Source organism: Pseudomonas sp. GL-RE-29 (assembly GCF_019947275.1).
Classification (GTDB): domain Bacteria; phylum Pseudomonadota; class Gammaproteobacteria; order Pseudomonadales; family Pseudomonadaceae; genus Aquipseudomonas; species Aquipseudomonas fluorescens_A.
The window spans coordinates 118,039-138,900 of sequence record NZ_JAGYGD010000013.1 but is presented as its reverse complement, the minus strand read 5'-3'; the positions used below and the strand labels follow the sequence as shown (position 1 = coordinate 138,900).

The 20,862-nt window shown below is 53.3% G+C and carries 17 protein-coding genes and 1 pseudogene; 4 read left to right on the top strand and 14 right to left on the bottom strand.

What is annotated here, in order from left to right:
- Positions 1–37 precede the first annotated feature (37 nt).
- Positions 38–916 (top strand): SDR family NAD(P)-dependent oxidoreductase, encoded by an 879-nt coding sequence (locus KGB21_RS13345; RefSeq protein WP_223505389.1) that lies wholly within the window; start codon positions 38–40, stop codon positions 914–916.
- 259 nt (positions 917–1,175) lie between these two features.
- Here the strand turns inward: KGB21_RS13345 and KGB21_RS13340 are convergent, their stop codons facing one another.
- The 8 genes from KGB21_RS13340 to KGB21_RS13300 form a co-directional block, all read right to left on the bottom strand.
- Entirely contained in the window at positions 1,176–2,138 is a 963-nt protein-coding gene (locus KGB21_RS13340) for a 3-hydroxyacyl-CoA dehydrogenase (RefSeq protein WP_223505388.1), read from the bottom strand.
- Complete coding sequence (locus KGB21_RS13335) at positions 2,131–3,045, bottom strand: N-acyl homoserine lactonase family protein (protein WP_223505387.1); 915 nt, start codon at positions 3,043–3,045, stop codon at positions 2,131–2,133. Before KGB21_RS13335 ends, KGB21_RS13340 begins: the two co-directional genes overlap by 8 nt.
- A gap of 29 nt (positions 3,046–3,074) precedes the next feature.
- The gene (locus KGB21_RS13330) at positions 3,075–3,629 is read right to left on the bottom strand and encodes a hypothetical protein (protein WP_223505386.1); all 555 of its coding nucleotides are present in this window, start codon (positions 3,627–3,629) and stop codon (positions 3,075–3,077) included.
- Positions 3,630–3,678: 49 nt separating this feature from the next.
- The gene (locus KGB21_RS13325; protein ID WP_223505385.1) at positions 3,679–4,929 is read right to left on the bottom strand and encodes a sugar ABC transporter substrate-binding protein; all 1,251 of its coding nucleotides are present in this window, start codon (positions 4,927–4,929) and stop codon (positions 3,679–3,681) included.
- A gap of 56 nt (positions 4,930–4,985) precedes the next feature.
- A complete protein-coding gene (locus tag KGB21_RS13320) occupies positions 4,986–6,032 on the bottom strand; it encodes an ABC transporter permease (protein ID WP_223505384.1) in 1,047 nt (348 codons plus the stop codon).
- 1 nt (position 6,033) lies between these two features.
- Positions 6,034–6,996: an ABC transporter permease gene (locus tag KGB21_RS13315; protein ID WP_223505383.1), complete on the bottom strand. Its 963-nt coding sequence runs from the start codon at positions 6,994–6,996 to the stop codon at positions 6,034–6,036.
- Positions 6,993–8,546: a sugar ABC transporter ATP-binding protein gene (locus KGB21_RS13310; RefSeq protein WP_223505382.1), complete on the bottom strand. Its 1,554-nt coding sequence runs from the start codon at positions 8,544–8,546 to the stop codon at positions 6,993–6,995. The genes KGB21_RS13315 and KGB21_RS13310 overlap by 4 nt, the downstream gene beginning before the upstream one ends.
- Positions 8,547–9,179: 633 nt before the next feature.
- A complete protein-coding gene (locus tag KGB21_RS13300; protein ID WP_223505381.1) occupies positions 9,180–9,389 on the bottom strand; it encodes a hypothetical protein in 210 nt (69 codons plus the stop codon).
- A 303-nt stretch (positions 9,390–9,692) separates the two neighbouring features.
- On the opposite strand from KGB21_RS13300, the gene KGB21_RS13295 reads away from it, so the two are divergent.
- Together KGB21_RS13295 and KGB21_RS13290 are read left to right on the top strand one after the other, a co-directional pair.
- A protein-coding gene (locus KGB21_RS13295; RefSeq protein ID WP_223505380.1) for an IS3 family transposase occupies positions 9,693–10,855 on the top strand; the annotation gives its coding sequence in 2 pieces (ribosomal slippage) (positions 9,693–9,945 and positions 9,945–10,855; 1,164 coding nt in all).
- Positions 10,856–11,662: 807 nt separating this feature from the next.
- Positions 11,663–11,896, top strand: a pseudogene (locus tag KGB21_RS13290) (hypothetical protein); the annotation flags it as partial.
- Between the two features lie 1,117 nt (positions 11,897–13,013).
- Here KGB21_RS13290 and KGB21_RS13285 read toward each other — a convergent pair.
- From KGB21_RS13285 to mobH, 4 genes are all read right to left on the bottom strand, one after another.
- On the bottom strand, positions 13,014–14,759 hold the full coding sequence (locus KGB21_RS13285; RefSeq protein ID WP_223505379.1) for a hypothetical protein: 1,746 nt from the start codon (positions 14,757–14,759) through the stop codon (positions 13,014–13,016).
- 64 nt (positions 14,760–14,823) lie between these two features.
- Positions 14,824–15,717: a nucleotidyltransferase gene (locus KGB21_RS13280; protein ID WP_223505378.1), complete on the bottom strand. Its 894-nt coding sequence runs from the start codon at positions 15,715–15,717 to the stop codon at positions 14,824–14,826.
- A 17-nt stretch (positions 15,718–15,734) separates the two neighbouring features.
- Positions 15,735–16,721: a patatin-like phospholipase family protein gene (locus KGB21_RS13275; protein WP_223505377.1), complete on the bottom strand. Its 987-nt coding sequence runs from the start codon at positions 16,719–16,721 to the stop codon at positions 15,735–15,737.
- A gap of 150 nt (positions 16,722–16,871) precedes the next feature.
- Positions 16,872–18,596 carry a MobH family relaxase gene (gene mobH / locus KGB21_RS13270; RefSeq protein WP_223505376.1) on the bottom strand — a complete coding sequence of 575 codons (1,725 nt, stop codon included), beginning with the start codon at positions 18,594–18,596 and terminating at the stop codon, positions 16,872–16,874.
- 222 nt (positions 18,597–18,818) lie between these two features.
- On the opposite strand from mobH, the gene KGB21_RS13265 reads away from it, so the two are divergent.
- Entirely contained in the window at positions 18,819–19,016 is a 198-nt protein-coding gene (locus KGB21_RS13265) for a hypothetical protein (RefSeq protein ID WP_223505375.1), read from the top strand.
- A 136-nt stretch (positions 19,017–19,152) separates the two neighbouring features.
- On the opposite strand, the gene KGB21_RS13260 is transcribed toward KGB21_RS13265, so the two are convergent.
- Positions 19,153–20,115 carry an ArdC family protein gene (locus tag KGB21_RS13260; RefSeq protein WP_223505374.1) on the bottom strand — a complete coding sequence of 321 codons (963 nt, stop codon included), beginning with the start codon at positions 20,113–20,115 and terminating at the stop codon, positions 19,153–19,155.
- Between the two features lie 133 nt (positions 20,116–20,248).
- Positions 20,249–20,578: a hypothetical protein gene (locus KGB21_RS13255; protein ID WP_223505373.1), complete on the bottom strand. Its 330-nt coding sequence runs from the start codon at positions 20,576–20,578 to the stop codon at positions 20,249–20,251.
- Between the last annotated feature and the right edge of the window lie 284 nt (positions 20,579–20,862).

The window sequence follows — 20,862 nt, the reverse complement described above, 5'->3', positions numbered from 1 at the left end:
CTACGGCCAGGTTTGCCCAGTGGGTGTGAGGTTTTGAATGATGACAATGAATGATGTTTTCAAAAGCCGTTCAGTGCTCTCGTTTGCTGCTTTCAGACCTTCTGTGGCCTGTAAAATACGTGAGGAGAAGACCGTGATAAGCGAATCCGAAACCCTAGGAATGCCATCCTTTCGCTTGGATGGAAAAGTCGCTCTGATCACTGGAGCCGGTGGCGGAATTGGCGCTGGCGTTGCGCTAGCGTTTAGTGCTGCAGGGGCAGATCTGATTTTAGTAGCAAGAACGCAGAGTAACCTTGATGAAGTGGCAAATTCCATCCGCAATCGGAGTGGCAACGTCAAGACGATTGTTTGCGACGTCACTGATAGCGCTGCCATTAGATCGGTTATTCGCAGCATTCCGGTACTGGATATTCTGGTGAACAACGCAGGGACTAACTATCCCGAACCAATCCTGGAAGTGAGTGACGAGCATTTAGATGCGATGCTCAATCTCAACGTGAAGGCGTGCTTTGTCACGGCGCAAGCAGCGGTTGAGAAGATGTTGGCAAACACTGGAAAGGACACTGGTGTCATCATCAATGTCTCATCACAGATGGGGCACGTGGGCTCACCGAACCGTACTGTTTACTGCATGACCAAGCATGCGATTGAAGGGCTGACAAAAGCCATGGCCGTCGAGTTAGCTGACCGAGGCATACGTGTGAACACCCTTTGCCCGACATTTGTGGATACGCCGATGGTTCGCAAAATCGTAGATACGCCGGAGAAGGAGGCTTTTCTGGTGTCGAAAATTCCAATGGGGCATATGGCAAAAATGGAAGACGTTGTGGGGGCCGCCCTTTACCTCGCAGGGCCATCAGCACGGATGGTTACCGGGACGTCGCTTAAAGTCGATGGGGGATGGACTGCTCAGTAGTTTTCCAGCCGACCCTCGCCAGAGGGTCGGCTATCTGGTCTGTTGACCAGCAGTTGCTTGGATATAGGCGAATGCCCCGATTAGCCTACCATCTCGTATCACGGCGCTATCCATCGCGGTAGGGCCTATCCACGACACTCCCTCCGAACTATCGTTTTATGCGGTAAATCGTCTTTTGTAGATACATTGCCTACCAGTAAAAATAAGTACGAAATATGTTGATGCCGAAGGCGCCGCCGCCTTCGGCATTCTTGGTTGATTAACGCAAGTCTGATTTACGACGTTGAGCGCTGAATGCCATCAGCGCTCGATCACGCCATCCACGCCGAGACTCAAGCTCATTGTGACCGAGATACCGGCGACGCTGGCCTTCCACTTCTTTGATTAACTCTAGACTCCAGTCATCCTGATGCGAGCGTGAATCGGCAATGCTGCGATACAGCGGGCCCAAGCGTTGGGCGTAGTCCGCGACGCCGCCCACGGCATTCAAATCGATAGTTTCGAAGGGGCCCATGAACGACCAGCGCCACCCCAAGCCGTCACGTATTGTCTTATCGATGTCTTCACATGTGGCGACACCATCTTCCACAAGCGCCCAGGCCTCACGTAGCAGTACAGCTTGGAGACGATTCAGAACGAATCCTTCAACTTCTTTGTGCACATGAACAACGCTTTGACCCACTGCTTCCATAAGAGCTGTAGTGAACTGGGTGACTGATGGGGAGGTGTCTGGCGATGGTACAACTTCGACCACCGGTACAAGGTAAGGTGGGTTCACCGGATGAGCAATGATGACCCTGGAGGAGATATTCAAACCTGAAGCGAAGGCGGAGGCTGGAATCCCTGAACTGGAACTGCCGATAATCAAATCAGGCCCGGCGACGTCCTCAAGCGCAAGCATTAGCTCCCGCTTTACATCAGTGCGCTCAAGTATGGATTCTTGAACATAAGCTGCTCCGTCTACCGCTTCTGCAAGCGTGTCGCAAACTGTCAGACGGGCGAGTATTGCGTCTGCGGATTCAGCCAATAATCCGAACTCAGTTAGGTCAGCAATTTGCTTTTCGATCAGCGGTATCGACGCTTGGGAAATGGCAGGATTGGCATCATAGATTCGAACAGAGAGCCCTGCTCGAGCAAAGACTAATGCCCATCCGGCACCCACAAGGCCCGCTCCTACAATCGCAATAGGCCGGCCTTTGGTCAGGGATTCAAGTTCACGCATTGTTAGTCACCTTCGACATTTGTTGTTGGCCAAGGCAAATCTCCGTGATACGAAGACCTTGGGTGGTTATCCGTGAGGGGAAAACGTCCTTTAGACGCTCCTCATGAATCGGAATAAGACGTTTGGGTTCGTAATCGACGACCTTGAGCATTTCCTCCGTCACCAGCACCAGATTGGTTTGACTGCCGACAGCGAGTCCAACGGGGGTTGTGTGCAAAGTCCCGCTCAGTTCGCCATCGACCACTTCAGGCTCGGAAAGGAAGTTGTCATAGCTGTAAACAAGATCTCCCGCGAGCACCCATCCGTTCTGCGACTCTCTGGCGAGGTCGTTGCGCACATGCACCCACATTGATGCGTAGGTGTGGCTGTCATAGGCTACGTGGAGGTCAATACCAGGGAGGAGATCAGCCAAAGGGCCGTCAATGCATCTCAGGCGACCATCTTTAGCGAGGTTCACCGCACGTAGGACATCCGATGGATCGGTCGCGATCATCATCCACTGCTGACTCTTCGGCAAAGACATCACCCAGATCCATTTTGCGAGTTCTTTTTCTTGGATATAAAAGGTCGCGTTCGGGAAAGCGTCGGTATTACCTAGGTGGTCAAAGTGAGCATGCGTAAGGATGATGGTGTCGACTTCTTCGGGAGTGATGCCACAGTTGGACAACACATCTGCAGGTGAATGCCAGTTTTGAACCCCGAATTTTTTCTCAAGATATCCGCCGTAATCTTTGTTGTTGTAGCCAACGTCGACCATGATTGTGCGACCGTTGCCTTTGATTACGACGTAGCAGTAAGGAAGTTTGCGAACACCTTGGTTGTGAGCTCCAAACACAATGCCACTTACCGCGTAGTCCATCACATAGCTGTATTCGAGTACCCAAATTGAGTAAGCGTTGCCAGACATAGGTCACCTTTTGTTGTTATTGGCAGGAGTTAATCGAGCTGCAATTTGTCAGATTCTGAAAGGGGTGTGCAGCACGCGCAGCCCTGCCCAAAATCGATTGTTTGTAAGCGCACCACGGGATCAGCAGCGCATCGAAGAATTGAGCACGCACCCTCAAGTCCATCAACCATTCTTGGTATTTCAATCCTGAGCCGTTCCGGCGATGCCACCGAACGACGGAGTGAGCGAGCAATGTCATCAACACGCTCTGCTGCGCGAGACAAATGGGCGAAATGCTTGGCTGCAATTGCAGGGGGACGGATCTTGGAAAGAGCACAGCGGCAGTCTTCAATTTGATCAAGCGGTGTCGCCGCGAGGCTGTAATAGGCTTCGAAGCAGCTTCTCGCTTGTCCCAGGATCAGTAAGCCTGCTAGCTGCCCGATGATCCCGTTGATTTGGTCGTAATAGGTTCGGATCTGCGAGGAGTAGAACACCCACTCATCAGTGCGCATGCCGACGCCTACTTCATCGGGCGGCGTCGGCTCGACATCGTCGAATGCTTGCTCTGTAATTCCAAAGCGGGTCGAAGTCAGTAGTAACGTCATCTTTGTTCTCCCACTAAGCCTGAACCCGAGGGTTCAGGCTCAAGTACGGCTATTTAGCGTCGAACGACTCTATTTTGGTCAGCTGGTATAAATTGGAGGGCGCATCACATTTGGCGCAGTTGATTCCTGGTTCGTTCGCAGCTGCTCGAGCCGCGTCTTCAGGTAACGGTTGAATACTGGCGCCGGGGGTTGGAATTCCATCGGTTGCTGACTGGAGCGAAATCTCAGGAAGCAGCACTTGGTTGAAGACTTCGGTGACGAACGAGTCCGGCACTTTTCCTTCGGCGAGTGCGTTGCAGTCTGAGGTGACTTTGTCACCTTTGCAGACGACGACCTTATCTGCAGGAACCCATGGCAAGGCGTATTCGATGTTGTGAACCTTCATCTCCCGCTTGCCTTGCAACTGCTCCATCAGCATTTTGAACGCCAACCCCGCAGCAGCTGGAGGCGAGCCAGAGGACACACCGCTCAGGCCTTTGGCTTTGTACTCAGGATTTGCAAGTCCGAGCCGAAAACCATTGGAGTTTTCGCCAGTCATTGGCACAAGCTTGTGGTTCGCCGCGATCAACGCCTTCAACGCGCCATTCTCGCCAGCCTGGGCCCAGATGCCATCAACATCGGGGTGTGCAGCCAAGGCCTTAGCTGTCTCCTGTTGGGTGGTTCGATCATCCCAATAGCCATAGTATTCGGCGACAACCTGAATGCCGGGATAGGCCTTGAAGACCTTCATGGCGCCGTCATAGTGGCGTTTGTCTACCGAGTTACCTGGAACTCCGCGACTCAGGAAGATCTTCCCTTTTCCATGGAGTTCATTCACCAACGCTTGAGCCGTGTTCTCACCAAAACCAGCAGTGATGTAGCTGACGTTATAGGCGCAGGGTTCGGTAACAGTCGAGTCGTACATGTAGAACAGCACGCCTTTCTCACACCCTCTTTTGATGGTGCGATTTAACGCGGTAGGCGACACAGGGAAGCTGACAACACCATCAGCGCCGGCAGCGATCATGCTTTCGTATGCCGATATTTGCGCCTGCACGTCAGTGCCCGAGATAACTTCCCGAAGCTCTACCATCTTGTCGTATGGAGGCGTTTTAGCCAGGGCCTTGACTAGGTTTGCCGCTTCCGATTGCCACGCGTTGCCGCTGTAACTCAGGCTTAAGTAGATCACGTAGTGATCTTTTGGAGTCGCGCTTACTGCACTCGGAAATGCGCACAGCGCCAGAGGTGCTACTACACACGCAAGCAGTGCCATCATTTTTTTATGCAACCGGGAGGCTTTGAACTCAAATGCTCTATTCATTTTTTATGCGCCTTTTGTTGTTGTAAGTAGCTATGAATTTCAATCGAAAACGCGAGTTAGCTTTTGTTTTTGCGACGTTTCAACGAGCGTAAGTAGTCCATCGCTCCCTCATGCTGAAGCAGAATGGCGAAGAGGATGATTGCCCCAGAGATGACGGTTCTCCACCCTTGGGAGAAACCCAGACTCGAGATGATCATGTCCAATATGGTAAGTAGCAGTGCGCCTGCGAGCGTGCCGATGAAACTACCTCGACCTCCGCTGATGGATGATCCACCGATCACAACGGCGGCTACCGATGGCAGTAAGTAGGGCTCACCCATCCGCAGCGTTGCACCATTCGAATAGCCCACCAGAAGCATTCCGGTGATCCCCGCAAGTAGTGCGCAGAGACCGTAGGTCATGATGGTCAGTTTGACTGTATGGAGACCTGCAAATTTAGCGGCCATTGGGTTCGACCCTAACGCATAAAGCCGAGTACCAAAGCGAGTACGTGACTGCACAGAGAATGCAATGATCGCCCCTACCACTGTGAAGATTACGATCACCGGAATGCCAAGTGCACGGGCACTCATCAGCCAGGTTAACGCCTTGGGCGAAACACCATTAGGTGAGCCGCCAGTAGCCCCCAAGCAGAGGCTGTAGATGATGATGCCCATCGCTAGGGTCATGATGAACGCAGGGATTTTGAAGACGGCAACGCCGAGCCCATTTATTGCGCCGACCGCAGCGCATACAGCGAGAACTTCAACGCCTTTCCATAATCCGCCGTCTGCTCCGACCCAGACAGCGGTCAGAATTCCTCCTAACGTGATTACTGATGGAATAGAGAGATCTAATCCGCCAATCAGTACTACGAGCCCTTGTCCGAAAGCGACCACCACCAAGAAGGAGCAAAGGATAAGAATGGTCTCCAGCTGTTGGAATCCACCAGCGTTTGGATTGATCCATTTCGCAGCGAAGAGCGCCAGCACACAGAGCAGGAAGACGCCGGCAATGTTTAAGGTCTCCCGCGAAATGCGTGAAGATTTGCGAGTGTCTGTAGTGACTTCATTCACGGGTAAGGCCTGCACATTCTTGGTTGAGTTAATCCGAGCACTGGTCATCTCAAACCCTCCTGGCGCCAAACCATTCGGTAGCATTCATGAGCCCTACGGCAATGATCATGACGATGCCTTGCAGTAGACCGATGTAAAAAGACTGAACGCCAATAGAAAACAGAAGCTTCTGCAGAAGCATGAGACTGGCGGCGCCAATGATGCTGCCGGTGAGTCCACCTTTCCCTCCGCGAAATGACGTCCCGCCAAGTGCTATTGCGGCGAAGGTGAGAAGGAGAAGAGAATTACCCGCAGTAGGGTTACCGGTAGCGGTTTGCGCAGAAAGCATGTAGCCACTAAGCCCATACAGCGCCCCCGCGATGACGAACGCAACGCAGCGGGTTCGCTGTACCTTAATGCCTGAAAGAGAGGCTGCATGTTCGTCTTGACCAACCGCATACAAGGAAATACCGAAATCCGTTTTGCGGACAACGGCCCATAACGCGATGACCACTAGAAGCACCAGGCCAGATACTGGGATTCCAGCAACCGTGTCCGTTAATGTCTCACTCAGCCAGTCAGCAACGTATCCGCCAGGAGCGTCGAGAATTACCAGAGCAAGTCCACCTGTCATGATCATTGTCGCCAAAGTGACGGCGATGGATTGAAAACCTCCGTAGGCGACCAAGACACCATTGAGTAGTCCAACTAAACCGCCGATGGTTAATGCGATGCAGAGACTTGCTGCTGCCCCTGAGGCACCATCTAGTGGGTAGCTAGCAAGAATCACGTTGACCAAAGAAATGACGCCGGCAACTGAAAGGTCGAAACCTCGCAGCAAAATAATGAGTGTTCCGCCGGCGGCGGCAATGGCCAAAGGAGAGGCGTTGTTTACGAGATCATTGAATGCGGAAACACTCAATGCGCTGCGCTCTACGCTTGCATATGTCAGGAACAGCAATGCGTAGAGCAATGCTGCCGTGCCAGCGCCACTCTTGGTTATTGATGTAAAGGAGAGGGCGGACTTCTTCATGCTGCCTCCCCCGCCGTATGCCGGTGGTGCCCAGTCGCAGCAGCAACCAGGTTCCTTTCTTCAATCGACTGACCTTCGAGCTCAGCGGCTATCCGACCCTCGTAGATTACCAAGCAGCGTTCGCTCAACCGGACAAGTTCGGCAAGCTCAGAGGAGTAGAGCAGGACGCTGCCACCCTTGCGAGCGAAGTCCTCAATGGCGAGATACAGAGCTTGTTTGGTACCTACATCGACGCCACGAGTTGGATCGAAGAGTAGAAGGGTGTTAGCACCAGTGAGCAATACTCGGCCAAGGAGAGCCTTTTGTTGATTTCCTCCGGAAAGATCTTTGATTTGAAAATCTAGATATCGGTCTTGCAGATCAACCTGGCCAGCTACTTCCTTAGCGAGCTTCCTTTCGTTTTTGCGGTTCGTAAGCCCGAAAAGTCCTATTCGATTCAATGCCGAAATCGCCATGTTCGAGCGCACAGCCAAATCACCAAAAATCCCTTGGGTTTTACGCTCCTCGGGTAGAAGAGCGACTTGGATTCCAGCGGCAAGGGCTGCTGAAGGTGAATTGATAGTGACCTTTTTTCCTTCTACCTCGATGCTTCCGGTTCGTTTGGGAATCAGGCCATAAAGAGCATGGAACAGATCACATTGCCCCTGGCCATCCAATCCCGCCAATCCCACGATCTGACCTGGGTAAAGACTCAGGCTTAGATCTTTTACAATCCCCGCATTTAGCCCATCGACTCGAAGCCGAGGCGTGGGAGAGGCATTGTTTTGCGTGCTCAACGGTGACTGCTTCGGCGTCACGGCCATTCGCTGGCCGACCATCATTTCGAATATTTGTGAGTCATCGGTGTTACCAAGATCGGTTGTTCCGATACTGCAACCGCTTCGAAGAACAGTCGCACGACCACAGAGTTGGCGAATCTCGTTCAAACGATGAGAGATGTACAAGACGGCTGTGCCCTTAGCTGTCTCCTTGCGAATAAGATCAAACAGCCAATCTGTCGAGGGTAGTACTGCCGTCGGCTCATCCAGGATCAGCAATGAAGGTGAATGGCTTAGCGCGCGAACAATCTCAAGTCGTTGCCGATCAGCAAGTGAAAGCTCACTTACCGATGTCATTGGATCTAGTTCAGAGAGGCCAAACTTGAATAGTGTTGCTGCTGCGGCTGCACAGTTTTCTGTTCTGGAATTTAGTCCCGACCAACCTTTAGTGAGTTTCGGTAATGCCAGGTTCTCTGCAACCGACAAATTGGAGAGCAAACTCAGCTCTTGGAAAGCTGTTGTTACGCCTACTGCACGGGCTTGTAGAATCGTTCGGGGGGAATAGGGCTGTCCGGCAAACTGCATCGAACCTTCGTTGGGGGACACGACGCCAGTCAGTATTTTGACCAGTGTCGACTTTCCGGCTCCGTTCTCACCAAGCAGCGCATGCACTTCCCCGGGGAGGATATCGAATCTGACTCCGCCGAGCGCATTGGTCGGCCCGTAGGATTTGCGCAGGCCGTCCACCTGCAGGATCGGTTTTTTTGGGTGTGCGGACGCATGCATCTTCATCACCTGCTTTTATTTTTATTTTTCTTCCTGGCAAGTGCTCGTCGGTAAACAAACCGTGCGGCCTGGCCGTTTTTGGCTGCGCTCAATACCTATAATTGGCGATATTGCATACGCATGCAATGAAGTCTATGACCAAGCTCTTCAGATCGTCAAGAGAAATTGGGGGGAGGAGGTCTTAGCCGGCGAACGTGCTTTTCGTGGGGAACGGAGGGTATTCTGAGATGGGTAGCAGACCTCCACAGAGCTCAAATTTCCTGCTCATTGATTCGCTAAACCGGGATGTTCAGGTGCACTTCACCCGTTGTGAGGATCCCACCATGCGCAACTACAACCTGGAATACCCGTTCAGCGGTGGGCCCCGCACCCATATATTCGACCCAAAGCAGTTCACAGCTGCCCCTTCATGAGTTGGCGATGCACCTGCGGCAGCTGCATTTTGGGGACGGAGAGAACACTCTGATCATGCTCACTGCAGACGCCACATCAGTGGAGGTTTTAAAGCAGCTGATCTAGTAGGATTGACGCAGATCAAGGTTGTCTATCATTCCTGTCGATGCGAGGTGGTCGATCATCAACGTCCACCTTGGCAGATTTGAATAACCTTTTGGCCGATAGCTGTCTGTCATGAGTAAGTCATTCGGGAGTCATGAGCACCGCTCGCGTCATGTTGATGAACGCTTCGTTCTTGCTGATTGTGTCCAAAGCACCACGAACGTTGCCTGCGACCTCAGCTGAACCGTGCTGCTCCACCCAGAGGGTGAACTCCATAATCGCGGCTTCAAGGGCTAGCTGGTTCTGATTGATTTTGTAGAGTAGGGAAGGGAGTAGGTCTGCATTCGACATCGTGATTCCTCCGTGGAAGAGGACAGCGTAGCAGTGAGGATGTTTTAGAGTGCTTTTCTCGAACCCTGAAATGACTTCAGCCTGCACCTGTGGCCGGCCATGTTCCTCATCGGAAACCGATGTTGATCCCTTGCTATGGTGGCCAACAGCCGCTATTAGTGAAGGGGTGATTGGTGAGGATATGAAGATGATTTTGAGGTTCGTTGTTGTCCCCGCAATCCCAACAGAAACGGGATCTATGTAGTGGTCTAATGAAACCGGACACCCATTTAGGCGAGAATGCTCGCCACAGAGAGGTGTCTGATGACAAAGCAACGCCGTACCTTTACCCCTGAGTTCAAGCGCGAGGCTGCGTGCCTGGTGCTCGACCAAGGCTACAGTCATACCGAAGCAGCCCGTTCGCTCGGGCTAGTTGAGTCGGCCTTGCGTCGTTGGGTGAACCAGCTCCAGCAGGAGCGTGGCGGCGTCACACCGACCAGCAAAGCCCTGACGCCTGAACAGCAAAAAATCCAGGAACTCGAAGCTCGTATCAATCGGCTCGAACGGGAAAAATCGATCTTAAAAAAGGCCACCGCGCTCTTGATGGCCGAGGAACACGAGCGTTCGCGTTAATCGATCAACTTCGGGCTCAAGAGCCGATTGATCTGTTGTGCTCGGTATTTGAAGTAACCCGATCTTGCTACTACGCGTACTGCCGGAAACGTCGCTATCCGAATGCCGAACGGGTGGTTTTGCGCAGCCGCGTGAACGAGCTGTTTACGCAAAGCCGAAGCGCTGCGGGCAGCCGGAGCATCATGCTGATGATGAAAGAGGATGGCATGCAGATCGGGCGATTCAAGGTACGTAGGTTGATGCGCGAGATGCACTTGATCAGCAAACAGCCGGGCTCCCATGCCTACAAAAAGGCCACCGTGGAGCGGCCTGATATCCCGAACGTGCTTGATCGAGAGTTCAACGTTACATCCCCGAACAAGGTCTGGTGCGGTGACATTACGTACGTCTGGGCTGAAGGCCGATGGCACTATCTGGCGGCTGTCATCGACCTTTGTGCCCGTCGTGTTGTGGGTTGGGCGTTCTCATCCAAGCCCGACGCCGACCTGGTAATCAAGGCATTGGACATGGCTTACGAGCAGCGTGGCAGGCCGCAAAACGTATTGTTTCACAGCGACCAAGGCAGCCAATATGGAAGCCGAAGTTTCCGCCAAAGACTATGGCGATACCGCTTCACACAGAGCATGAGTCGGCGCGGCAACTGCCATGACAATGCGCCCATGGAACGGTTATTTCGCAGCTTAAAAAGTGAATGGATACCGACGGTGGGCTACATGAGCGCTGCGCTAGCGCAACAGGATATCGGCCGGTTCCTGATGGAGCGATACAACTGGCGGAGACCGCATCAGTTCAACGAAGGGCTAGCGCCTGCGGTCGCTGAGGAAAAACTCAATTCAGTGTCCGGGATCAGTTGACCACTACACTATGCGCAGCGGAGCGCGCTTCTACTGCGAAACCGCTCCGATAGGTTTCAACATCTACGACAATGAAGAAAAGCTGCGTCTGAAGTCTGTCTATCAGACACGTGCTGAAGCTGAGGGTGCTTGCCTGGAACTTAACCAGGAGCAGCTGCAAAGCATGGTCTCAGGGCGTGAATCCATGTCTTCCCTTTAGCTCTCCCACAAAGAAAGCTCTGTGATCTCCTGGCTCAAAACTAACAGCCAGGTCAGAGCGAGGCTGCAGATGCAGCACGGTTTTTATCCGCTGATTTAGGGCCTGCAGCGTTCAGCGCTGAGCACACGGTCTCAGCCTCTGTCCTAACCTCGAACACACCATTTTTGCTGGCTGAGCCTCCCTCTACAAGATCAACGACCCTGTATCGCGTGCTGCCATCGTCCAGTGTGGTGGTCTCAATCACTCTAAATCTTGCTTGCATGGTTGCTTTCCGTGCATGAGATTGGTGACCTAGAAGTACCGGCAAAACGAGACGATTTCAAGAACGGGGCGGGTTTTAGCTGAGACAATTTATGACAGTGCAATGCGCTCGCCTTTGCGGGGAGGGCGGCTCAGCAGTAGGTGGTGTGTCGATGCATTTTTCTTAAAGTCGCTGCTTTGGGCCGACGGGCCCGGCTGAGCCAGTTGAATGACTTTGAAGGCACTGACTAGCGACGGTAATGTGGTGCTGTTATCGTTCAAACTGTCCCAACCTTATGAGCCAGTGCTCGTTCAGTATCCAGTCAAATAGACATCAATCAAGAACCTGCTGAGACGAAGGATTAGAGATGGAATGTACTTTCACCCTGAAGTACCAATTACTGTCTGACGACAACGATACGGATGCGATTCTGGGTCGCTTGGCGGAAGCAGGCTGTGATGATGCGGTGGCCGGAGTCGGACAGCCAGGTCGTCTGGCGTTGGAATTTGTCCGTGAAGCAGCCTCTGCACATGACGCAATTGAGGGCGCCATAGAAGACGTGCGCCGAGCCTTACCTCACGCACGCTTGATCGAGGCAGCACTCGCTCCATGACTGACTGCGGTCGCCATACATTGCGCGGGTGGCTCATGTGAGATTCGATAGGCGATGTGTTCGGGTGCGGAGCTAAAGCTACTTTGGCTATCGCTCTTTCGAGCTTTAGCCCGGCTCCACTTTACCTCCTCACGTTTGGTCTCCGTTGCTATGAGCAAGCAAGCCGTTCCCGTCTTTAGATTCTCAGTGGCACGTTTACAGATCCGGATAATCGTCAAGCTTAAGGCTAGGAGCGCTTCCATCCTCCGGCTCGCGCTTAGACGTATGTATCACTCCAGCCTCAGCGTCTGCACGCATCTGCTCGAGCTCTTTGTGAAATGCCTTGTCCTGAACCGTGGGTTTGCTGGTGTACGGTTTTCGGTCAAGTACAGGCTGGGCTGCATAAGTCGTTACCGCGTCTGGGTCGTGCTGCAGCCTTTCTTGAACCTGCGATTCCAGCATTGCACGGAGCGCGTCTTTATCGGGACGGTTAAGCAATTTGTTACTCCTATTCGGAAGCCGGGCACTAGCTGTTAGATTGGTACATTGAGCAGTTGGTGAGGGTAACAATGCAGTGCCGTTGGAAAAATGGCTCAGAGGTTACTGAAGGACGCAAGCGAGATCTGCACGCACTCCGAAAGAGCGGGCATCGACCTTCAGATCAAGAACCTGATCCCTAAGCGGTCTTGTCGGGTCTGTCTCTCAGCACCTATCCAGAAATTGGCTGAATACCGGGACGGTGACCGCAATCAGGACTTCGACAATACCTACTACGGCGGGGAACCTTGCGTATACCCCACGGAGCCGGAACAACTCTCCGCCCTGAAGCGTATTCGAACGATCGTCATCAATGGGTACGTGGAATGCAAGCCACGTAGAGACCTGCTGAAGGGCCTCGACATCGCTACGGCAATCATCGAAGGACTGGCCACTTAGGTCTGCTCTTGCAAACTGTCAAACAGGCCTTCTATCGCCATACCAGCAGAATTATGGCGGTAGATGTCCTTCGCAATAACACAAGGAGCCGGAGGCCAGTGTCCTTGGCAGTGCAGGATGGCTCGATCTAGATGGAGCAGTTCTGACGGCACAAGTGCTGTGCGCGAAGAGGCAGAATCTCAGCATTCGTTCAGTCAGTGAGATAGCTCTCTTCCATGTCAGGATGCTTCTCAAATCTTTCTGTTCCAAGGTAGATCAGGCCTACTTCCTTCGGAAGCGCCTCCAACCTCTCAACCGTTTTGTTAATTCGTGCGCACTGCTCGGAATTTACATAGAAACGATGGTTGTTTAACCAGTTACGATGGTCATGGTAGTTATCTAGCGTCGCTGCTTCCAATCCAGCAATATGATTTTCCAATAACTTACGGCTAACCAACCGTCTTATCTGCGGAATAATGTCGGTAGTACGATCATCTGAAACAACGATCGCAAGCCTTCGATGAAACTGCGCCCGTACGTAGCGCACACCTGAGTTGTATCGTGATCCCCTTGAGGGAGTGCATTGCTCCGTAACCTCGCCATCAAGAATAATCCCGATAGCGTAGCAGATCCCTAAGGGATCGAGCAGAATTGTCCCGTCGATTCCGCTGAAACTCCTGAGAAGCGCTTCAGTAAGGCGAGTCGGAACAATGCTGGTCCCTTGTTTGCTGAGGCGCTGCGCTTCGCTGGCTGCGTCTTCCGCAACAACGATCATGCTACCGTGATCTTGACTAATCTGCGTAATCAATAGGTTCCACAGATGGAGCGCATCTGCTGGTGACGACAGAGGAAAGAGTCGAGCATAATTTGCGAGGAAATCTGCCTTGTCGAAAGGCTCCTGGGGAAGCGTAGGAACTGCGTAGTGACTGCGAAGTAGTACCTGGTCTTTGTAGCGCAACTCCCATAGATAGTGATCGATGAAGGCCACCGTAAACGCATCTTGTGCACTGTGATCGTGCGAATAACTCAGTTGCCCAAGTCCGTAGATGTGGCGGCTGTCCGCGATGACTCCGACTCCTAGCGTAGCCATCTGTAAAACTTTACGAACCCATCGGGGCTCACGAAAAGAAACGGGCTCAGAGAATTGAGCGAGGAACTCGATACTTTCGTTGTTGGGGGCAGCGATTATAAGGTGGCCGACGCCTTTTGCACCCTCGTAAATTAGGGACGAGACAAGGTTTAATGAGTCGAAGAGGTCGGTATGGTAATACTGCTGCTCGATTGAAAGCCCTGGCGTATGCAGAAAATCTTTTGCCGCAATGCGCACGACTTCCTCTGCATTTCTAATGCCGCGACTAGTAAAACGCCCGGGCTCAGGATTATTTAACTCTTCTGTAGCCTCACGAAGCACAGCAGATACTGCAGCGTGTATCAGGCTACGAAAGCCATATCCTTGCCCGCGATTTTCAATCGGTTTGCTAGGCAGCGGTGGGAATAGGCGGAAGGTTGCGTTAGGAATCTGCACGATCGGAGTGACATGATAATCACCGATGCGTCTAACCTCACCGCAGAAGGATGTTACGTCATGCTCGGAATCGAAGACCTTGAGTGCCTCTTGAGCCGAGGTGCGCACGGAGTCTCGACGGATCCACTCCGGCTTGTCTCGCATACTGGGCGCATCACTATAAAACATGGTTTGCAAGTCATGGTCACGATAAGTGGATTCGATCGAATCGAGCAAGCCGTCAAATAGTTTAAGAGGCCATTGTCCGCCTTCTGGCTCGACACACACTGGATTAGGGTTTGTGCTATCGGGGCTACGAGCGCCGACGAGTAGTACCTCTGCCTCAGGCGGTGCTCCTAACTCTTTCAAAACGTTTCGCACCAGCGAGCGAATGTGAATTCTATAGGTGTCTTGGTATCCCCACATGAAAAGGTAGATGGTGCGATCGCTCACTCCGAACTTACTCCAGGTTGGTGATTACACTGATCTTGCGGCGGGCGATAAATTCAGGTTCATCTCACCATGTATTCCACAGTTTGATAGCGGCGTTGATAAAAGTCTCCGCGTCGATGCTTTCCCATGAGGTAGGCGTTCCAGTTCGTAGCAGGTAGTACTGCTCATTGGCACACACCAACTTGCTTTTGTCCGCCTCCTGCTGAATCCAGTTCATTGCAGCAACGAAAGATTCCACGTAGCTGGAGCCAAACCTCTCGTACGGTACGTTGTACAGCAAACCTTCAAGATAGTACGACGGCGCGATGCCAGATTTTAATTTTCCATCCTCCACCAGCTTGCTTCGAAGATTCTTCAGAATACGAATCATTGGTTTGAGCCATTGATTACAGCTCTGGTGTTTTCTTGTAAGGTTTTCCGAATGCTGTCTTGGGTAGTTAGCGATGCGTTCGGCCGCTGCATTGAAAAGGCAGATGCCTTGGTCATACTGCATGTCGTAATTGCTATTGAACTTCCTATAGCGGCGGTATTGCATTGCGGCGATGACATCGGCTTTACGCCTACTGCCATTCGATGCTATGGCAATGGCCTTATCTCCCACTTTAACATCAGAGCCAAAGCGATTAGTGAGAGTTTGGACTACATCTGCCTTGTACTGTTCATACAGATAGGACGCCGGAACCCTTGCTTGGTCATACGCTGCTTTTTCCTCTGGGGATAGTAGTGTTAGGTCGCTGTAGTAGACGTCATCAAGTCGTATGACCACATCCACGTCGCTTTCGGAGTAGATGTTGGTATCGTTGCCATAGGAGCCTTGAAGAAAGACCTTGTAGTTCTTCCCGTGATAGTTAGCATCTGGGCTCTCCAGAGTGCTTTTTATGGCGTGGTAGGTTGCAGCAGACTGCGCGATAGACCCTTGGTGCGACCAGGTTTCGAGTTGCGATTCAGGTATTCCCATTTTGGGCCTCGCTCACGTTACGTCAAAAAGTCCCTTAGCTGCGCCTCGCGAGTGGCGAACGATTCGCTACCACGTTGTCGGAGTATATTCAGCTTATCAAGGTCGTGCTCCAGCAGATCTGTTGCCATTTCAGGTCGTTCGAAGCTATCGCTGATACGAATCGTGGGGATGTCTTTGAATAAAACGTCGCGCAGTTGATCCATGGATTGGGTATTGATCTCTAGGGTCTTCTGGAGCAGCTGAACTGCAAGCCATTTTTTGGCTATTCGCATCAGCAGTCCCGGCTTCGGTTCCGGGTAAATGCCGACGCCGACGTTCACGACTCGAATGTCTGTGCGCTCTATTTTTAAGGCCTCAGTCGCGTCTGCGATTGCAAAAAGGGTGGGGTTGTTGGCGCAGTAGCCGCCGTCGATCAGCTCGATCTTATCGCCCGCAGAGGTGACAACCACCTTTCTCTCAAAGAACGGATAGGCGGAGCAGGACGCCTGCACTGCTTCAGCGATGTTGACCCCGAAGCCAGAGCTGAACGTGCCTTTGCGGCCATGGGCCTGAGTAACGCTACCCTTGAAGATCATCGGTCTTTCGGTCATCCAGCGAGTGGCTACAATACCGACACCTGTCTTGACGTCTTCAAAGGTCTTGTCTTGAAAAACCTCAGCAGCCAAATCTCGAAGTGCCGCTGTTCTTGCTGTCGCTGAACGGCTGGACATAACGCGGGGTACGTGGGCAGTGTAAAGCGTGTGTATCTGGTCTATCTCATACCCAAGAGCGATGAGCGCGGCAATAATCGCGCCTGTGCTCGTACCATAGACGAGATCGAATCGTTTATAGAGCGGGCATCCAAGCATAGCCTCAATTTCTTTGAGAACGCCTAAAGTATAAAAACCCTTTGCTCCGCCGCCATCAAGCGCTAGCACACGGCATATCCCGTCGCTGGCATACTCCTTGATGAGCGAGGATGGTGGGTTTGAGTGTGTCATCCGTTCGTTTTCCTTATTCTCCATGATTGTATCCCGCGTCTATGGCGCTTGATGCCCGTGCTTTTTGCTGTCGGTGTGAAATACGTTGCAGGGTAGGACATTGTGCCGCAAACGGAGCTGGTTCCGCCGCCGGAGCGTCTACTCAATCACTTCAATAGGAGATATGGAAATTTACTATTTTTCGAGTTTAAGAAAGAGGTTATCGGCAGGTATGGACCCGGCTTCGAAAAATAGTGCTGAGTTTTCTAGAAGATAGCCTTTGAGTTTTGCCTTCTTCCTGGGGCCTTCGACCTGACAGAGCCAGATATTCAAACCATCGTCGCGCTTTTTGTGGATCTTCAGCCTCTCGAACTGTTTCTGCACCCATCGCCATTCGTCACCTTCGTGATCGGCACCCATTGAGATGCGCGGAAACTCCTGAGCATAGCGTTGAAAAATGCCAGGCGTGACCAGAAATACGTGGCCACTCACCGTGTGCACCTTGGCCTTGCTGTCGTTGATGATCAGCTTGTGGCTTTGGATGCCTTCTCTTATCCAATTCAGGAATGCCTGACCAGGGTCGCCAGATGGGAACGGGGAGGTTTCGGGCGGGTTTTCTGACGGCAAGTCACTGGTCTCTGGTCCATCCAACTCGAGCATATCGAGCAGAGTTCCCAGGTAGTCGGTGTCTTCCGTTCCCATGGGATCTCTCGGTGACGAGCTCGGGTGCGATCCTGCACTCACAGTCTCGGGCGCTGCTGGCGAGGGTGGAACGTCAGACGAATTGTCCTCGACGACGCTCACGGTTCCGCTGAAGGTTTCGGGACGGTCTTCGCTGCCCCAGATCAACGCCGGTTGAAGACGCAGAAAGGTAAAGCTCTGCTGCCAGTTCCCCTGTGTCACAAGCGCGGTCCAAATGGCTTTGCCTTCCGGCGTCGACTCAACTAACCCATGCGATTGCAATTCGTCGAACACCGCAAGGTTGGACGACGGAATCCCCTCTATCGCTTGCGACAGCAGATAGGCTCGCAGCTTGTCCGTGACCGTCTTGCTGACCAGCCAGAGGGCGTCCTGGGTCAGCCATCCCGCGGCACCCGGCTGGTTGAGTTTCAGCTCGTGCTGAACCAGATGACGTAGTCCGCTGATCAAGTGATGTTGCAGAGAATGAATCGGCGCTTGCAGCGCCTTGCTCGGGTTACCACCGATGTTCTGTGCGGTGGAAACACGGTCGGCCTGCATCACCAACTCACCGAGCACGCCGGCACGTTCGTACTGGCCCGCCAGGACATACAGCAGACTGGCCCACAGTGGCGGAAATCCACTGAGCCAATCGAGGATTGGGCGGTCGAGAATTTGGGTGTAGAGCAAGCCTGCGGCGGCGCCGTGCAGGTGGTAGTCACGACTTTTGATGTAACGAAAACGGTAGGGCTGATCCAGGGAGCCCTGCCAAGGATGCCAAACACGGCCATCCTGGCGTTCGACCAGCAGGTCCACGGCGATCTTGCCGATGTCATGCAACAGGGCGCCATAGGCAATACCTGCCGACCAGGCGTCAGTCTGGGCGGCTTGGTCTTCGGGCGCGGCGCCGGTGGGCAGCAGATACGACTGACGCAGTTTCAAACTGCAAGCGACCAGCTCTAGGCCATGGTCGAGCATGCCGCCGAGATACGCATGGTGGTGTGTCTCGCTGGCTGGAAGTTGCTGGACCTGTTCGGCGTAGCGATGGATCGGGTTTAAATAGAGCTGGGTGAATTGCGCTTGGGAGAGGGCGGTGTACTGCCAAATCCGATCGAGCAACTGACGGCGGTGCTCCGCGGCTAACAAGCTGTGGGCCGACTCGACGGGCAGGTAACCTTCGGCGACGCTCACGGTCGGTGGCGGAGTGGGCTTCTGCCTTTTGTGGCGAAACAGACTGAGCATCGTGACCTCCGGGAAGTGGCTGGGTCAGTAACCTTTTAGCCTTTTCGGATAGGGCTCTTACCCTTGACTCCCCATTCCTTTCCAACCGTTACCCGTCCTTTTGGCTCGTGTCCCTTTGTGCGGCAATCGGATTATGGATACTCCTAGGCATCATTTTTTTGGGGGCTAGTACGGAAAAGAAAAGAGTCGGTACACTGCGGTGCCTATTTTTTGGGTCTTGCCATGAACCTCACTGACGCCACGCTCGTGCTGCTGCTCGCGGCACGTATCCATGGGACCGACGAAGCCGTCAGGGCCTCGGCGAAGAGCGTGGTCAAGAAGTTACCGCGCAGTAAACGCGATCTGATCTACAAGGTGATCGACAGCCGGAGTCCGCTTGAACTGGTGAATTTTCTGGCGCAGAACCTGGATGCGGAATGACAGTCTGCGGGTGTGCGCCCCTCTCTTGTTCTTTGCGTGAGGGCCCGCCGTATGATTCCGTCTGATTTCTGGAAACAGAAAAAAGGGCTCAACTCGCGTTGGGCCCTGTGAAGCGTTTGCAGCGGTGAGGTAACGATCAAGCTCCATCGTTCATGCATAGTGAGTCATCCAAGACCGCTTGCTTCAGTTGCTGCTCCAGGTTGAGTACATACTCCGAGGCGCTTCGGGCCTGGCCACTGGCGCGGAAGATCGCGCGTTTGTCAGCCTTGAGCAGGCCGAGCCAGGAATCGATATAGCCCTCGTGCCTCAGCTCTCCCTGAATGCCGGCGTAAGCACATAAAAACGCAGCGCCCATCTCGGCGATCAACTCCTCAAACGCGTAGCCTGGCGAGCCGAACGGACAGGCTGACGTTACCCCCTCGCGCTGCCACCGAGAGTGATGCCCGGTCCAGTACGTCAGCTCGTGCAGTGCGGTGGCGTAGTACCCGCCTTCATCGTGAAATTGTGCTTTTGTCGGCAGTTGGATGAGATCCCTGATCGGGTGGTAAAAGGCTTCGTCGGCAGGCCGATGAACGATGTGTGCACCTGAACTTAACAGCAGATTTTCTGCAGCACTGTCGGCTAGGAAGGGGGCGGTCGGGCCCGCTTCGAGCAAGGTTTCGTTGAACGTTTCGAGCCCTTCCGTTTGCTCGATGTTGAACAAAAAATGCGTCCTGAGAATGCCAAAGTGAGCGACCTTGGGCTGACCGTTTTCATCGAGTACGGGTTGGCCTGACTCAGTCTGTTCCTCGCGCTCCATCGGCTTGTAGAGCACCGCTAGGGTGCTGTGCTCACCCTTACGGATGTGCCCGCCGGCTTTTTTGGCTTGATTGAAGGTCAGCCAACGATCTTGAGTGAACCCCTGCAACCTGGCCTCGACCCAGAGCAGCGGTAAATTGATCCCCGAATAGGGACGCCGCGTGATGGCGTTAATGGGGGAGGGGTGATGATGACCGACGTGGGCTGAGCCACTTGAGGACCAGGGTTTGATCCAGGGGGCAACGCCTTGATCTAAAGTAGTAACGATCTTGTCAGTCACGTCTTGGTAGATGTCGCGCATGGCATTTTCCTCGAGAGAAAAACGAAGGAACGCCTTGCCCGTGGGGGGGAGGGTTCCCCGGTTGGGTGATGGGTTGGATTGATGCAGGTCTTGCATGCCATCCGAATGTGGAGGTGGGCGCCGCCAATTGCGCTTAGCGCTGGTTTTCTCCTGCAAGCGCTATCAGTAAGGCGCCAGGCTGACCCGGTTCTTGGAGTAGGCTGAGACTCAATTGCAGCAACGGGTCGTGGTCGAAGTGATCGGTTGGTTCAATGTGGACTACCTCGAACAGCACATAGGGCTTTTGTGGATAGGCCAGATGGGCTTCGAAGGCTGCGCGCAATACATGGCTCAACCGATCGACCTGCAGCTTCCCAGCGAGATCGGAACGCTCGAGCTGTACTGCGCGTTGCCACGCGCCAGGTGTGAACACGATGGGCAACCGAAGGGTGTTCAGTGTTTCCGGTGTAAGTGAGTCGGGCATGGTATGTCTCCGTTGAAAGCGCGAAGAAACCTGTCCCGTGCGGGAAAAGATTTCCCCGCAGTGGGTTGAAGAAAATCAAGAGGGTTTTCCTAACGAGCAGAGCTCGAAAGGCGCTCAGGAGAGCAGTAGGCGTTCATCACCGTAGAAACGGTCACCGTGCGAGCTACCGAACGCTAATCGCACTTGGGGAGCGCCATCATCGAAGTGACGTAGCCTTGAAGGCTCTGGCTACCTGGGAAAGTGCTGTCGATGACAGCGATCCGCACCTCGGGTTTAGCCGAGCT